We start from the raw sequence: 15,358 nt of genomic DNA, 5'->3' as shown, positions 1-15,358 counted from the left end.
TGACCCTGAGAACGGCTGTGGAATATTTTTTACCCAGATCAATATCAATCAGCGCAATATTTTCAAGATTCTCCGAATTACACTATTATCAGCATTGTTCTGGCACGACGGAATAACTATATCATAAGCGGATCTATTTTATACCTTTAGGTCAGAGATATAACAGTGCTGCAGCCTTTTGATTTGCAACTATGACAGAAAAATCAGGAATGGGTGCAATCCGGCGAGGTACAGCAGTAGCGGCGTATGCTATGGCGAAAGTCCCACGCGCCATTCCCAGTCTAAATGCAACAAAATGGTAGGGCTTTATGCCGCCTGTAAGTGCGTTAAAAATATCTCATTCGGCGTGCGATAGCCCAGTGATTTTCTTCCTCGCGTGTTGAGCTGGTGTTCAAGTGCAGCAACCTTGCGATGGGTGACCTGATTGAAGTCTGTTCCCTTGGGGTAAAAACGCTGTTTCAGCCCGTGGGTATGTTCATTCAACCCACGCTCCCAGGAATGATAAGGGCGGGCAAAGTAGACCGGCGCACCCGTGATTTCCGTAATCTGCTCGTGCTGGGCGAATTCAGAACCGTTGTCGGCAGTCAGGGTTTTAAACTCGCAGAAAGTATTGGCGACGATGTCCCTGAAAGCCGCTACCACAGTCTCTGCGCGCTTGTTGGGCAGCGTGCGAATAATGACCATCTTGACGGCTTTATCGACCACCGTCAGCAGGAATGACTTCTGGTCTTTGCCAAAAATGGTATCAATTTCGAAGTGGCCAGGCTGCTGTTTGAGGTCAGCTTCAGCAGGCCGTTGCTCAATGCCAACACGGTTGGGAATAGGGCCACGCGGGGTCTGGTCGGTATGATAGTTATACTGTTTTCCCCGATGAGGGAGTTGCTGATACAGGTCTCCGCCGGCCTGACGCTCCTGCTGGATATAACGATAGAGCGAATTAATGAGTATCACGTTAGAGTGTTGGTATAGCAGCTTGATTGAGACTGTAATTAAAATTGTGTAATTGCCTGTTTTTGGTATGTTCACTCCAGTAACGGAGACAGGCAAATTATGGACGAAAAGAAACTCAAGGCCTTCGCGGCTGAACTGGCTAAAGGCCTTAAAACCGAAGCCGACCTCAATGCATTTTCCCGCATGCTGACGAAGTTAACCGTCGAAACGGCGCTCAATGCCGAGCTGACTGACCATCTGGGGCATGAGAAAAATGCCCCGAAAGCAGGCTCGAATACCCGCAACGGCTATTCATCCAAAACGTTGTTGTGCGACGACGGTGAAATCGAACTGAACACGCCTCGCGACCGAGAAAACACCTTCGAGCCTCAACTGATAAAGAAAAATCAGACGCGTATCACGCAGATGGACAGTCAGATTTTATCCCTGTACGCCAAAGGCATGACCACCCGTGAAATCGTCGCCACCTTCAAAGAGATGTACGATGCTGATGTGTCGCCCACGCTGATATCTAAAGTCACCGATGCAGTTAAAGAACAGGTGACAGAGTGGCAAAATAGACCTCTGGATGCACTGTATCCCATTGTTTATCTTGACTGTATTGTGGTGAAGGTTCGCCAGGGTGGCTGCGTGATTAACAAAGCCGTCTTCCTTGCTCTGGGCATTAATACAGAAGGCCAGAAAGAACTGCTGGGCATGTGGCTGGCAGAAAATGAAGGGGGGAAGTTCTGGCTCAGTGTGCTGACAGAGCTTAAAAACCGGGGGCTTCAGGATATCCTGATTGCCTGCGTGGACGGACTGAAGGGCTTCCCGGATGCGATAAACAGCGTGTATCCGCAGACTCACATCCAGCTGTGCATCATTCATATGGTGCGCAACAGCCTGAAATATGTCTCGTGGAAGGATTACAAAGCCGTCACCGGCGGGCTGAAAACGGTATATCAGGCTCCGACAGAAGAGGCGGCGCTGATGGCACTGGATAACTTCGCGGTTGCCTGGGACGACAAATACCCGCAAATCAGCAAAAGCTGGCGTGCACACTGGGAAAATCTCAATACGTTCTTCGGCTATCCACCCGATATCCGCAAGGCCATCTACACAACGAATGCCATCGAGTCACTAAACAGCGTGATCCGCGCAGCCATCAAGAAGCGCAAGGTGTTCCCGACAGACGACTCGGTACGAAAAGTTATTTATCTGGCGATCAAGGATGCGTCGAAAAAATGGAGTATGCCGATCCAGAACTGGCGGCTGGCGATGAGCCGTTTTATTATCGAGTTCGGTGACCGCCTGAGCGATCACCTTTAATACGGTGGCAGTTACACAGAATTATTTACAGGGTCGCTTGATTACATAAATTTCGTTGACGAAATATAATATTATTGGCTTAGGCTCTTTAAACAACGTTTCTAAGACTTAAACTATATTAATATTTCAATATTGAGACTGTTGTATCAATGTCAGTTAGTGTGTATTTGGTTATAAGAATATTTCGTCAACGAAATATTGTAAACCTAAAGTTCATGGAGCGCAGGTCACAATGAAATTATTTTTCCGTAGCAATAATTCTCTGACCCAGTCGGCAAGCTTGCCCGACCGATGTTCCAGTGTTCGCAGGAATACTCTGGCGCACTGTACCAGCAATGCCCGTAGCTTTTTATTACCCCGTTTGCTGATACCCAGCAGGGTGGTTCGTCCCCCGGTACTGTACTGACGTGGCACCAGACCCGTTGAAGCTGCAAAATCCCGGCTGCTACCGTATTGTTTTCCGTCGCCCAGTTGAGTGGAAAGTAGACTTGCGGTCAGAGGGCCGACACAGGGAATGGTCAGTAAGCGCTGGCCTGTACTATCTGCGTCAAGAGATACCTTCAGTTGAGTTTCCAGATCTTTAATTTGTTCAAGGAGATAACCATAATGCTCACGCAGCTTCTGCAGTAATCTTGCAAGGTAGGGCGGAAATTTGTTTGTCTCCAGAATTTCTGCAAAATTTGTTATCAACGCAGGGCCTTTTGGGGCGCTGACACCAAACTCCCGTAAAAAAGCATGCATCTGATTGGAGGTTTTCACCTTATCCCTAACAAGCGATTCTCTTACCCGATGCAAGGCGTGCATTGCCTGCTGAGACTCCGTTCTGGGTTAGGAAACTCAATCGCATCTTTCAAGAACGCCTGACCATGGATCGTGGCGATTTAGATCCCCGAATGACGTGGGCCTAAGCTATTTAATGTGTAAAAATGGCAGTTTCGCCGGATTTTTAATCTAAAACTCAAATTTCAGGCACACTGATCCAAAGATGGCGTCCGAAGCCATCGTTTCTGCTCCATTTTATGCAGCCTCTCCGACAGTAATTCTGTTGTGTGAAACCCCGTCTGCGCGCCGGCAAAACGCAGACGGTCACCGCACAGGATACATTGGTACGGATCCGTGCCCAGGAAACCCTTCATCAGTACCGCGAATCCCGGCTTCTCTGGTTTTTTACGCGCCTCCATCTTCAGGGCCTCATACACTTTTGGCAGCAGCAGGCCCCGCTTGCGGTTGGATAAAAAACCGTAGTAGCGCACCATTTTAAAATGACGCGCCGGAATGTGGCTGATATAGCGCCCGATCATCTCTTCCTGCGTCAGCGTTTGGCGTTTGTATTGCTGCGTACGATGATCGTGGTAATGATGGACCACAGCACCGCCGCTGTAGTGTCGCAGCTGAGAGGCGGCTACCGGCGGACGCTTCAGATAACGCCCCAGGTATTTGACGCTGTGCCAGGCCCCCCGGGTTTTCTTCGCGAAGTGGACTTTCCAGTAACGCCCGTACTGGGCCTTCAGATAGCGTCGCCACTGAGTTTCATCGCGAATGTGGCCCAGCCCCGGCAGGCTGCCGGGTTTGATACGGTCGTAGCTTTCGCGCAGCAGACCAATAACCGCCCCGCGCCAGATTTTCTCCACTTCCTTCTTCTTAAAAAACAGGGCGCGCCATACGTCATTTTTGACATCGAGGCCACCCCGGGTCACGGAGACATGGATGTGGGGATGCTGATTGAGCTGGCGGCCATAGGTGTGCAGGGCGCAGAAAATGCCGACCTCGATACCCTGTTTGCGGGCCCAGCGGAGCATGGCGCGGGTGGCACAGCTAAACAGGTCATTGAGCAGGGGCCAGCTATTGTTGAAAAAAGGCCAGAGCAGGTGGGGCATAGTAAAAGTGATGTGTTGCCAGACGCAGTCGGGCAGGATGTGTTGCTGCTCGGCAATCCACTGCTCGGTTGCTTTCATTCCGCATGAACTGCAGGCTTTAGACTTGCAGCTCTGACAGAAAAAACGTGAGTGGGTGCAGTCCGGCGAGGCACAGCAGTAGCGTCGAACGCCCATGGCACAGGTGCCGCAGGCGAGCATGCGCTCGACGGAGAGTTGGGTCCAATCAGTGAGAGTGTCACCGTGTTTGTCGAGAAAGCGGTTCCAGCCCTCGTCGTGTTGGAAGAGCAGTTTCGCCGGACGGGGAATATACATGCGGCGGTAATTTACCCTGTGATATTGCGGGTGAAATAAAAGAGAGGACACTCACACTGCCCGCAGTCGCAGTCGCAGTCGTGTTCGTCCGGTCTGTCAGCCCAGTTGTCGGTGTGTTTGTCCCATGGGTCAAAGGAGACTTGTACCATGCCGAGCTCTGTGGCGACGATAAAATCATCAGCCAGCAAGGACTCTATAATTGCAGTGTTGTCGGTGGATGATTCAAATCCACGGATAATATTGACGAGCGGTGGGTAAGGCAGCGTGTCGAGGAAAAACTGAGGGCCAAGTCGCACGCAGTGCTGGATGGTCTCCTCCGGGGTATCATAGAAAAACTCGGCGACGTCGCCAAAATCGCCTTGAGGCGGAGTAGAGACCAGAAAACGCTTCGGATAACGGGGGCGAGGGATGGCTGTTCCTGACGCGGTGTAGCCTGATTTAGCGGGTTTACGCTTTCTGGAGGATTTATTGCGAGCCATGTGGATGAGTACCTGGGGAAATTAACATAGAGCAGAGTATAAATCGGCGCTCAGGTCATGAACATCCCCGAAGCTGCACAGCAGCGCCGCTCCCGCCGCAGGCGGGCTACTGTTCTGGGTTGAACAAACCGCATTGATGGCCGGGATTCTGCTTCACAGATAGCCTCCGCATCAACGAAGTCATTTTTATTCGTTTTGACGAACGGACGAACAAATTGGGGTGATATGAGCTTTGGTGTATGCCCCAGTTCAGATAGTTTGCGGACCATGAAATGGGCACCACCACAGGCTTCCATCACGATGGTCGTTGCAGGGCATGTTGCCAGAAATTCAAACATTTTTTGTCTGGTAAACTTTTTACGGAAAACAGCTTTTCCGTGGCGATCCTGACAGTGGATGTGGAAAGAGTTTTTACCCAGGTCGATACCAATGAGCGTAATATTTTCCATGACGGTTCTCCGGATGAATACCTGTTCTCAGCATAGTGCTTGAAAGGAGGGAGTGACCATCTCATTAGTTGGATCCCTTCTTTTCCCTTAGGTCAGAGGCAAAAGAGGGTGATAGGGCATGAGTTTCGTCAGCTCAGGCAGCGCGACGTTGACGATTGGTTAAAATAACCCCCATTTTGATGCCCAATCCAAATTTCAGGCAGATCTTCCCTATGCCGCCTGCCGCAACCATCGCTCTGTTTTGAACTCCTGCCTACGTCGTGCCAACAACTCTTCTGCCCGGATACCGCCTGCCGCACTGTTAAAAACCATCCGACTACCACACAACACGCACTGGTAAGGATCCACATTGGTAAATTGTTTCATCAGTGACGCAAAGCCCGGTTTCTGTGGTTTTGCCTTCATTTCAATCCCCAGGGCGGTATAAACCCTCGGCAATAACTCACCCCGTTTGCGGTTGGCCAGAAAACCGTAATACCTGACCATCTTAAAATGGCGTGACGGGATATGGCTGATATAGCGCCACAGCATCTCTTCCTGGCTGAGTCGTTGCGTGCGGTGTTGCTGAGTCTGGTGGTCATAGTAATGATGAACAACGGCTCAGCCGGTGTAATGACGCAGTTTTGAGGCCGCTATCGGCGGCCGTTTCAGATAGCGACCGAGGTAATTGACGTTTTTGCCGGGCATGTTGGGTCTTTTTAGCAAAGTGGATTTTCCAGCGCCGCTGAAACTGCGCCTCAAGAAACTGGCACCATTCCCGGTAGTCCCGGATGAGTTGATAGCCGGCGGCAGGTAAATTGAGCGAGGCGTAGCTTTCCCGCAACAGGGTGATGACGACCTGACGCCAATAGCGCTCAACGATTTTCTTTTTGAAGTAAACCGGCCGCCAGACACCGTGTTTAAGGCACAAACCTCCGCGAGTGACGGACAGATGAATGTGCGGATACTGATTGAGCTGGCGGCCGTAGGTATGCAGTGCTACAAACAAGCCTATTTCGATATCGAGCTTTTTGGCCCATTTCAGCAGAGTATTGGCGGCACAAGCGAAGAGTTTATTGAGCAGGGGCCAGTTGTTGGCAAAGGCGGGCCAGAGTTTATCGGGCAGGGTGAAGGTGATGTGCTGCCATTCGCAGTCGGGCAGAATATGTTGTTGCTCAGCAATCCATTGCTCGGTGGCTTTCATGCCACAGGCGCTGCAGCCTTTGCTTTTACAACTTTGGCAGAAGTATTTGGTGTGAGAACAGTGGGCAGCAGCGCAACAATAGCGGCGAACGCCCATGGCACCGGTCCCGCAGGCGAGCATCCGCTCAATGACCAGTTTGGTCCATTCGGGGACGACGTTGCCGTGTTTAGCGAGTAACTGACCCCAACCATCATCAATCTGGAAGAGGAGTTTTGCCGGTCGAGGTATGTGCATACACGGGAGTATAGCGAGCTACGATGGCTGAAGAAAGTCACTCTCTAACAGAGTCTTAGCTCCCGCTGCAGGCGGGATAATGTTTTATCCTCCATTAAAAATGGGGGGATTACCGAATACCGTATTGTCATAGTTCACCTCAGGTTTATTGCCTTAGCTGAGGCTAGAATGTGATAACAGAAATGAGCTAACAATATGAGTCCGCCCAACGCTTACGAGCAGGTTCACCGCAATATCAAACGACGAATAAGGCTGATGCTGGGGTTCAGCTCATTTCGGCGAGCGCAGACGATATTGGCAAGCATTGAGTTAGTGCACATGATGCGCAAAGGACAACTTGATCATCCCGCTGGTGCCGCGTTGTCACCAGCGGAACAATTTTATCTGTTGGCCACCCCCATTCTTTCATCTTCTCTCCGTTGATGCGACAGAGCCACATTTAGTCAGCACCTAGTCAATCTGTCTTACTCTTCATCGATAAAAGTAGGATCCGTAGCTTTATTAAAAATATTTAAGTGATTATATATTGAAGTAAAATAATACTCCATTTTTGCGAGTTTTGAGGTATCATCAACACCATCTCGTGGGAATTTGAATTTGTCTCCAATCGTATCAAGAGCACTATATTTGTATGCTTTGCAATTGTTCAGGAATTTAACCAATTCGGGGTGGTCATTATAAAAAGGAATACAATATTTATTCAATTCATCAGCCCCCTCAGCTTTTATTCTAGGTGTGCTGCCGGGTGTGGGTGTTTTTGTGGCAATTGAAGGATTATTTTTATAATGGTGCGCCCTTAAGATATCACCATAATTTTCCAAGAAATTCTTACCATCTATGGTTATTGCACTAATAACATCTGCCATATCTGACGTTTTTAACTTATCCTCTCCCATAAGAAAACTAATTGTACCTTCATCGGTATTATACTCAACTTTAAACAAATTTCGATGATCCTCATTAGCATGTGATACGATATTATCGAATGTAGTTATAGGCCCGAATCTAACTGTTGAACTTTCATCTTCAGTGGAGGTAAGAGCGGTAGTGTGATATAATTGAATGTGGTTTAAAACCTGAGGGCTTAGGGCAAACCCCTCAAGAGCAGTCTCCTCAGCCCGCCCCTGCTCAATGGTTTTGAGTATATCCAACATCTGTTGGTCACTCAAAATGGCGTCCTTAAAAGTTATACCTTCCAAGTTATCAGGAAGGACTATACCAATCAGATTCGCTCCTCGAAACTTAGCACTGCAAAGCGCTTTTGGGTCAGCTTGTCCCTTTTCAGCGGCCTGAAGAATACAGTCCACCTGCTTCTCATCCAGAAGTACCCCATTAAAACGTAAGTCACATATGGAGAGGTTCTCTGGAAATACTGCACCGCAAAGCGCTGTCTGACAAAGCTTTCCATTTTGGATAAGACTTACAATGTGCCTCACCTGATTGCTATCCACCAAGGTCCCCGCAAAACTTGTCTCTTTTTTCAGGTCCATAGGAAGGGGGACACCCATCAGGTTTAAACCGTTCAGATTCAAATTAGCCGAGGTTCTCAGCTGAGCCCCCAAAAACATTTGCAATAAACGAGAAATATCCGCTCCTGCATCCAATGCTATAGTATATGAGGCTTCACCACTATCGGGTGCTTCCACGGTCAGAATTTGCTGTCCCTCTTCATTGTGACTAAGTTTCACACTAACTCTCTGGGAAAAGCCAGAACCGTCGGCCACACAAAATTTAAAATTCAGTGATGCATTTGGGTCCCCCCGCTGGTAGGAGAACACCTCTGTTTCTGTTGGATATTTCCTCAATCCGCTGACCAGCGACTGCAGGCACGCCTGATAACGCTTCTCGCCAGCGTCAACAATGCCAAAGGATAAGATATACTTTAAGACCTCAGCGATACCCCGTAATCGGGTGAGTTCCCGAGGAGGTTCAGTTTGTGAAGCAATTAGATAATTTTTCGCCATAATAAAGGCGTCGGATCTTGAAGTGATAACTGGCATAATAACCCCTTTTTTTTTTCGGATGGGTCACACTAAATAAAACTGATGATCAATTGTATTGAATCAAAGGGAGGGGCTTTCCAATATCATAATTCGCTTATTGCGACGTTAATGAAATTTATCGTTGCTTGCATCAAGATGAACACATCCCAACTATTTGGGCACTGTTGCAAATAGCCCGTTAGGGTCAACGTTCCCTTAGGCTAAAAAACCTTAGAGGCTGAAAACGTAGCTCACCAGACGCACTTCGCCCTGAGGATGACCATAATACCAAGGTTCAGCCTGACCTTTACGCAACGCGCGCATCACCTCTATACCCTTGATCGCGGCATAAGCCGTTTTCATGGATTTGAAGCCTAACATCGGATTGATTATCCGCTTCAGTTTACCGTGATCACATTCAATCACGTTGTTGAGGTATTTCACCTGACGGTGCACCACGTCTGGCGGGCATTTGCCTTCCCGTTTCAATAACGCGAGCGCTCTGCCATAGGTGGGTGCTTTATCTGTAATAATCCGTCGTGGCTGTTCCCAATCCCGTAAGTTACCTAATATCTTCTTCAAAAATCGATAAGCCGCTTGGGCATTACGGCGAGAGGAAAGATAAAAATCAATCGTTCTACCGTGGCTGTCGACGGCCCGGTACAGGTAAGCCCATTTGCCGCCGATTTTGACGTAGGTTTCATCCAGATGCCAGGGAAGCAGGTCGGTCGGATGACGCCAGTACCATCGCAGGCGCTTTTCCATTTCAGGTGCGTAGCGCTGTACCCAACGATAAATCGTGGTGTGGTCAACATTGACGCCCCGTTCAGCGAGCATTTCCTGGAGTTCGCGGTAGCTGATGCCGTATTTACAATACCAGCGAACAGCCCAGAGGATGATTTCACTCTGAAAATGCCGACCTTTGAATGGGGTCATACGCTACTCCTTCAGCCGAAATGGTGCTTTAGCTTATCATCACAAGATTTTTGCAACAGTGCCTGGCAGAGCGCTCGCGTTATTGAAACGGGAAGGCAAATGCCCGCCAGACGTGGTGCACCGTCAGGTGAAATACCTCAACAACGTGATTGAATGTGATCACGGTAAACTGAAGCGGATAATCAATTCGATGTTAGGCTTCAAATCCATGAAAACGGCTTATGCCGCGATCAAGGGTATAGAGGTGATGCGCGCGTTGCGTAAAGGTCAGGCTGAACCTTGGTATTATGGTCATCCTCAGGGCGAAGTGCGTCTGGTGAGCTACGTTTTCAGCCTCTAAGGTTTTTTAGCCTAAGGGAACGTTGACCCTAACGGGCTATTTGCAACAGTGCCTTATCGACCGCATAAACCGAGAAGGGATTGGGAAGGTGTGGTTTGCGGGACAAGGTATTGATAAGGGCTGGAAGATGAAACGGGAAATGCTCTCCCCTGCTTATACAACCCGCTGGGGAGATTTACCAAAAGTACAGCTATGAAACTAACTACCGAAACTCATCGAGTATGATCAAATTTCGTTTCGCTTAGGTCCAAACATTCAACGCATAGAGTCATTCAAGTGCATCAGGAGAAGTGTAATAGTGCTTAATATGCAGTAAAAAAGATACGACAAACGTCTGTTGTCAAAATCTGCAGTGGCTAACTTTCTTTATTTAACTAAATTTGATGAAAGGAGAAAAGGCGGATAATATTTCGAGCCATAACAATAAAAGTTCGCCATTGCTAATTCACCTACTTTCAATAGAGAAACCTCACTAAGTTACTGGCGATTTCACCCTATAATAAAAACAAAATATCAATATAAAACAATTGATTAATGAATTTTATTTGATGGCGAATTTTTATGAGTGGATAATAAATCAAGCAGATTACAGTACTGATTTCAGTGGCGATTTCAGGCTTAAATCGCCACTGAATAAATAAAATTACTGTGATAAATGTTTCTTCATTGTGTGCAAAATAAGTCGGTCAAGTTCTACCTGCAACTCTTTTGGCAACCGGCTGAATTCATAGCTAAAAGCGCGTCCCTTTATACGTTTTCGAGCGTATTTATCTTTTTCTTCAAAGTCCCATAATTTTTCAATAACAACAGCCTGTTTTTCAGGTTTAGCTAAAATCCCGTCTAAAACATGTCGAAACGACTTTATTATTTCATTTTTCAGTTCATCAGAGACCAGTTTATTAGCATTAGGGATTTTTTCTATTTGCGTCCTAACCGAATCAACGAATACTTCTAGTTCGAGACTACGCAGCCGTAATTGTTCATCAATATCGAGCAATAATTTATAATCTGGATAGGTTAGTTCATATTGAACAGGGAAAAGTTCTAACATTATCTCAGGTACCGATGCGGCCTGAATAGCTCGAGTAACTTTCGCAGGAGATAGGCGTTCCGATTGGGCTATCTCCTTTTGGTTCATGCCTGAATCGCGGAGAAGTAAAAGTCTCAATCCAATCTCACGTAAATTATGTTCTTTTGCAGTTTGAATATCAGCGGCAAGTTTTCTTGCATCATCCATATCAATATCGTCCTGAGTAACCAGCACATTGAGATCGACATGGCAAATCAATGCGGCAGCTCTGCGACGTGACCCGTCGAGAATTTCAATTTTTTCGTCAATTATACGTCCAATTGCCGGGAAAAACTGTTGAAAACGAATGGTCCTGATAATGTCCTGAAGTGACTCCTCTGTAACACCTGCTTGATCTCTACCATTTGTGGCTAGAGATACAAATGAACGTTCAGCAATATCTTCTGCTGGAATAGTTTCAAACATGAAGACAGCTTTTTTCCCTGAGGCAAGAGTAAAAATCTGACGATAATTATCAGTTGATACATTGGACAAAGGGGAACCACTAAATGTCCGGCCGATGGTTGGGCGTTTTTTTGTCATGGATTACCTCAGTTCATCCGAATAAATTCGATGCGATCGAATACAGCTTTAGCAAAATCTTCCGCCGCAGCACGAGCATTTTTTAAGGCTTCACTGCTGCCAACATAGGTCGAGGGGTTGGCGGAAATAACCGTATCAAAAGATTCGCCACATCGTTCAAAACCATCAAGGCGGGGTAGGGCCACATCCAACATATCCCCCCCAAATATCTCTTTGGCCAGGCTATGACAAAGTTTGTGGTCAGCTTTATTCTGCAATTTAGACATAAATCCTATATTGCCCTGAAGGGGATACTTAGCCCCTGATTTTTCTATCATCTCAATAAGTTCAGGAAGACGAGTGAGATACTTTAAGGTGGAGTGGAAATCGACCTGGGCAGGGGGGATCGGCGTCATAAGCAAGTTCGATGCAGCAATAGCATTACTCAGGAAAGCATCGAGATGTGGGCCACTATCGATAAAAATAAAGTCATAATCATTATTGAGTTTATCAATAATGTTCTCTTTAAGAACAGTATAGATATTCTGTCCAGGTAGATGTTCGGAACACAGCTCTTTCCATTGCGATGCAATAAATGCATCTTCAATAGAAGCAGGGATAACATCAACACCCGGCACAATAGAAGAAATGACAAATTCAGACAGAAGTTCTTCGCGGGATACATTCTGTAGCATTGCCTGAGCAGAGGTTGTATCTACAGCCCCAATAGAACGAGAGTGATTTAGAAACATTGTAGCTGAAGATTGAGGGTCAAGGTCGATAACAAGAATTCTTAAATCTTCATAAAGTAGGTGAGGGTGGGCACGTAATCCATGAGCAAGTGAAACAGAACTAACTGTTTTCGATACGCCACCTTTCAAATTACCAACAAAAATCGTGAAGGCTTCATCGTGGCGATCACGGTATTTAGGAACACCGCGATGGTGATAAATATCTATAATATTTTGCAGTGACATTGCATATTTTATAGATGTACCAGCCGGTTTCTTCAAAAATGTGTAACCTTGCTCTTCCATTTCGGTGACAGCATAGTCAACACTTGCGCGAGTCAATTTAGGTAATTTGGCAACAGCAGCCTTGGCATAAGTCTGGAAATAAGTCGTTTCTTCCAGCTCTTCCTTTTGTTCTTTAATCTGTTTGGTCAGAAGAGTGAGCATGTGTTCAGAGCGCTCAGCCACTCTATAGATTTGTTTAGTATTTACAGACACAAAACACCTCAATATGTAGCATTTAAGAATATAAACAATAATGTTACATACAGGCTGTAATGTAAGCTTTTTACTCTAAAATAAACTGAATTTTATTTTTATTTGCAGATCTCCATATCAGAATAAGAGCATGTACATGAATATCGATCATGCTACGTGAAATCTGAGAGATTTTTCAGAGTAAGGGCTCACTACATTTCAATGTAGATGTTGCCAAGAACGGGCTTGATATGACGTTTCTGTAGCTGGCGGTATTGGTTGGCTTGGTTTTTGACCATAAGAAGGCAGGGCATAGTCCTACCCATGTACCTAGGCTAAAGTTCTATCGCCAGGAAATGTGACGATTTACATCTTGTGATTGATTAAGAATACGAATTACAGTGATATAAGACTCTGAAGGAACGAAAAAAATCAAATGTTTCTCTATAGGGAGTGAAAAAATATTTTCACCTAACTCAGGTCGTTGTGTGCCAATTTCATGTCTGGCCAAAATATCAAATATTTCAGAAAAGCGAGCGACATATTCATCCGCCTTGGTTACACCAAATTGTACCTGACCATAAAGCCAAATATTTTCCAAATCATCAATTGCTTTCGGTGTCAGATTAATCTCTTTCATTCAGATTAACCCTTTCCTTTACTCGCTGTAGGAATACATCTTTACTCCATGTTTCTGGAGTGCCACTACTTACACCTTCGGCCAACAAGTCCCGTAATGATTGCAAATGGGACTCAGCCTGCTTTTCACGCAATAAACGCAAAGCATCACGGAGCACTTCGCTTTGAGTTCTATAATCACCCGCGCTAACCAGCGAATCGATGAAGTCGCGAAGTTCCTCACCAACATCTACTGTCATTGTCCTGGCCATAAGCACCTCATGTAAGACATAATCTTACATTCATTATAAGTCTATCCATTTTGATGTGCCAGTTAGTTTTTCACTAAAAGTAGCAATACAAAGATATATACAAATTTCATCCTGCTCGAAGCATATGACATTTATGTATACCCTAATGCCTGTCATTTTCAGAGGACGCCTGCACCAGTTTGCTGGCATCGGGAGCCTTTGTGCATATGACTGCTGACAGTTTTTGATCTGAAATCATATGCACGAAAAACAACTATACTTAATGCTCCTGTGCACGACCATAAGGGGTGGGTATGGGGGTCACAAAAACACGTATTGCCGAATCTGGCGTTTTCACCTTATCAGAGACGGACTGGGAGCTGGCACGCGTCAGGATGCGGTATATCGCTCCTCTGGCCGCTCTTGACATCGTCGGTCATCAGGCCGTGGATGAGGCCGCCAGAGAACTCAATCTATCCCGGCGGCAAGTTTATGTTTTGATCCAACGTGTCCGGCAAGGAACGGGCCTGATAACAGATTTGGCTCCGGGACAATCGTCAGGAGGCAAAGGTAAGGGACGCTTATCAGAAAACGTCGAACGACTTATCCATGACCTGCTGCAAAAGCGCTTTTTGACCAAGCAAAAACGCAGTCTTTCCGCCTGCTACCGCGACATCGAGATGGCGTGTAAAATCCAAAAACTGCCCGTACCGGCGTATAACACGGTTGCCCTGCGTATTTCCCGACAAGATCCTGTGATCGTTTCCCGACGCCGAGAAGGCATCAATGCCACTCGCGAGTTACAGGGTGCCGGCGGTACTCCACCAGTCATAACCCATATCCTGGAACAGGTGCAAATCGATCATACTGTGATTGATCTCATCATTGTTGATGAACGTGACCGTTCCCCTATCGGTCGACCTTATCTGACGATAGCCATTGATGTTTTTTCCCGTGCTATTTTGGGTATGGTTGTCACGCTGGAAGCCCCGTCCTCCGTTTCTGTGGGGCTTTGTCTGGCGCACGCAGTCAGCGATAAGCGTCCGTGGCTGGAGCGCCTCGGGGTGGAAATGGACTGGGTGATGCGCGGCAAACCCGTACTGTTATATCTGGATAATGCCGCAGAGTTCAAAAGCGATGCACTGCGCCGCGGATGTCAACAGCATGGGATCCAACTCAGCTATCGCCCGCCAGCCCGACCGCACTACGGTGGCATTGTCGAGAGAGTCATTGGTACCGCAATGCAGATGGTCCACGATGACTTACCGGGTACCACATTTTCAAACCCCCGACAGCGGGGCGAATACCCTTCAGGACAGCAGGCTGTATTGACGCTGCGCGAATTGGAGCGCTGGATGGCGTTAGCCATTGGTACCTACCATGGCAGCGTACACAAAGGGCTACTTCAGCCTCCTGAGCACTGCTGGATCCAAAATTGGGAGCACACCCCAAATACCGCTGTAGTGGCTAATGCTACCGCCTTTCTGGTCGACTTTCTGCCCATTATTCGCCGAACACTGACACGTACAGGATTTGTTATCGACCATATCCAGTATTATGCCGACGCGCTGAAACCCTGGATCGCCCGTCGCCATCTTCAGGCTGCGTTCATGGTTAGGAAGTTGGATCCCTTTTTTTC

11 protein-coding genes and 7 pseudogenes are annotated in these 15,358 nt (G+C 47.1%); 5 read left to right on the top strand and 13 right to left on the bottom strand.

All coding sequences use genetic code 11. The features are described from left to right. Positions 1-306: 306 nt before the first annotated feature. Complete coding sequence (locus A6J66_000160) at positions 307-1,047, bottom strand: IS30 family transposase (protein PNM27164.1); 741 nt, start codon at positions 1,045-1,047, stop codon at positions 307-309. A gap of 3 nt (positions 1,048-1,050) precedes the next feature. On the opposite strand from A6J66_000160, the gene A6J66_000155 reads away from it, so the two are divergent. After that, positions 1,051-2,259: an IS256 family transposase gene (locus A6J66_000155; protein PNM27163.1), complete on the top strand. Its 1,209-nt coding sequence runs from the start codon at positions 1,051-1,053 to the stop codon at positions 2,257-2,259. On the opposite strand, the pseudogene A6J66_000150 reads toward A6J66_000155, so the two are convergent. From A6J66_000150 to A6J66_000125, 6 genes and pseudogenes are all read right to left on the bottom strand, one after another. Beyond that, a pseudogene (locus A6J66_000150) lies at positions 2,222-2,317 on the bottom strand (formyltetrahydrofolate deformylase). The gene A6J66_000155 and the pseudogene A6J66_000150 sit on opposite strands and share 38 nt — an antisense overlap. A gap of 155 nt (positions 2,318-2,472) precedes the next feature. Further along, positions 2,473-3,087: pseudogene (locus tag A6J66_000145) on the bottom strand (IS110 family transposase). A gap of 137 nt (positions 3,088-3,224) precedes the next feature. Then, on the bottom strand, positions 3,225-4,448 hold the full coding sequence (locus A6J66_000140; GenBank protein ID PNM27162.1) for an IS91 family transposase: 1,224 nt from the start codon (positions 4,446-4,448) through the stop codon (positions 3,225-3,227). Between the two features lie 11 nt (positions 4,449-4,459). After that, positions 4,460-4,828, bottom strand: a complete 369-nt coding sequence (locus A6J66_000135) for a hypothetical protein (GenBank protein ID PNM27322.1) — start codon at positions 4,826-4,828, stop codon at positions 4,460-4,462. 203 nt (positions 4,829-5,031) lie between these two features. Continuing rightward, positions 5,032-5,376, bottom strand: a pseudogene (locus tag A6J66_000130) (IS110 family transposase). 210 nt (positions 5,377-5,586) lie between these two features. After that, positions 5,587-6,793, bottom strand: a pseudogene (locus A6J66_000125) (IS91 family transposase). A 216-nt stretch (positions 6,794-7,009) separates the two neighbouring features. Between A6J66_000125 and A6J66_000120 the strand changes: the two are divergent. Then, positions 7,010-7,216: pseudogene (locus tag A6J66_000120) on the top strand (hypothetical protein). A gap of 41 nt (positions 7,217-7,257) precedes the next feature. On the opposite strand, the gene A6J66_000115 reads toward A6J66_000120, so the two are convergent. Together A6J66_000115 and A6J66_000110 are read right to left on the bottom strand one after the other, a co-directional pair. Beyond that, positions 7,258-8,793, bottom strand: coding sequence for a hypothetical protein (locus A6J66_000115; GenBank protein ID PNM27161.1), 1,536 nt, complete (start codon positions 8,791-8,793; stop codon positions 7,258-7,260). A 213-nt stretch (positions 8,794-9,006) separates the two neighbouring features. After that, the gene (locus A6J66_000110; protein PNM27160.1) at positions 9,007-9,711 is read right to left on the bottom strand and encodes a DDE domain-containing protein; all 705 of its coding nucleotides are present in this window, start codon (positions 9,709-9,711) and stop codon (positions 9,007-9,009) included. A 64-nt stretch (positions 9,712-9,775) separates the two neighbouring features. Here A6J66_000110 and A6J66_000105 point away from each other — a divergent pair. Both A6J66_000105 and A6J66_000100 read left to right on the top strand, forming a co-directional pair. Next, positions 9,776-10,051, top strand: a pseudogene (locus tag A6J66_000105) (IS6 family transposase). 22 nt (positions 10,052-10,073) lie between these two features. Continuing rightward, on the top strand, positions 10,074-10,247 hold the full coding sequence (locus tag A6J66_000100; protein PNM27159.1) for a DUF4113 domain-containing protein: 174 nt from the start codon (positions 10,074-10,076) through the stop codon (positions 10,245-10,247). A gap of 447 nt (positions 10,248-10,694) precedes the next feature. On the opposite strand, the gene A6J66_000095 is transcribed toward A6J66_000100, so the two are convergent. From A6J66_000095 to A6J66_000080, 4 genes are all read right to left on the bottom strand, one after another. After that, a complete protein-coding gene (locus tag A6J66_000095; GenBank protein PNM27158.1) occupies positions 10,695-11,663 on the bottom strand; it encodes a chromosome partitioning protein ParB in 969 nt (322 codons plus the stop codon). Positions 11,664-11,671: 8 nt separating this feature from the next. Next, positions 11,672-12,871: a ParA family protein gene (locus A6J66_000090; GenBank protein PNM27157.1), complete on the bottom strand. Its 1,200-nt coding sequence runs from the start codon at positions 12,869-12,871 to the stop codon at positions 11,672-11,674. A gap of 322 nt (positions 12,872-13,193) precedes the next feature. Next, on the bottom strand, positions 13,194-13,490 hold the full coding sequence (locus A6J66_000085; protein PNM27156.1) for a type II toxin-antitoxin system RelE/ParE family toxin: 297 nt from the start codon (positions 13,488-13,490) through the stop codon (positions 13,194-13,196). Next, on the bottom strand, positions 13,477-13,740 hold the full coding sequence (locus A6J66_000080) for a type II toxin-antitoxin system ParD family antitoxin (GenBank protein PNM27155.1): 264 nt from the start codon (positions 13,738-13,740) through the stop codon (positions 13,477-13,479). Before A6J66_000080 ends, A6J66_000085 begins: the two co-directional genes overlap by 14 nt. 293 nt (positions 13,741-14,033) lie before the next feature. Between A6J66_000080 and A6J66_000075 the strand changes: the two are divergent. After that, positions 14,034-15,341 (top strand): annotated as a pseudogene (locus A6J66_000075) (transposase). Positions 15,342-15,358: the final 17 nt, after the last annotated feature.

The organism is Yersinia enterocolitica, assembly GCA_002082245.2.
GTDB classification, from domain to species: Bacteria; Pseudomonadota; Gammaproteobacteria; order Enterobacterales; family Enterobacteriaceae; genus Yersinia; species Yersinia enterocolitica_E.
This window is presented reverse-complemented; position numbering and strand designations above follow the sequence as displayed.

What these genes read in the sequence shown, in the direction of transcription:
- A6J66_000110 (PNM27160.1), bottom strand. Translation starts at nt 9,711, where the DNA reads ATGACCCCATTCAAAGGTCGGCATTTTCAGAGTGAAATCATCCTCTGG.
- A6J66_000115 (PNM27161.1), bottom strand. Translation starts at nt 8,793, where the DNA reads ATGCCAGTTATCACTTCAAGATCCGACGCCTTTATTATGGCGAAAAAT.
- A6J66_000155 (PNM27163.1), top strand. Translation starts at nt 1,051, where the DNA reads ATGGACGAAAAGAAACTCAAGGCCTTCGCGGCTGAACTGGCTAAAGGC.
- A6J66_000140 (PNM27162.1), bottom strand. Translation starts at nt 4,448, where the DNA reads ATGTATATTCCCCGTCCGGCGAAACTGCTCTTCCAACACGACGAGGGC.
- A6J66_000080 (PNM27155.1), bottom strand. Translation starts at nt 13,740, where the DNA reads ATGGCCAGGACAATGACAGTAGATGTTGGTGAGGAACTTCGCGACTTC.
- A6J66_000095 (PNM27158.1), bottom strand. Translation starts at nt 11,663, where the DNA reads ATGACAAAAAAACGCCCAACCATCGGCCGGACATTTAGTGGTTCCCCT.
- A6J66_000085 (PNM27156.1), bottom strand. Translation starts at nt 13,490, where the DNA reads ATGAAAGAGATTAATCTGACACCGAAAGCAATTGATGATTTGGAAAAT.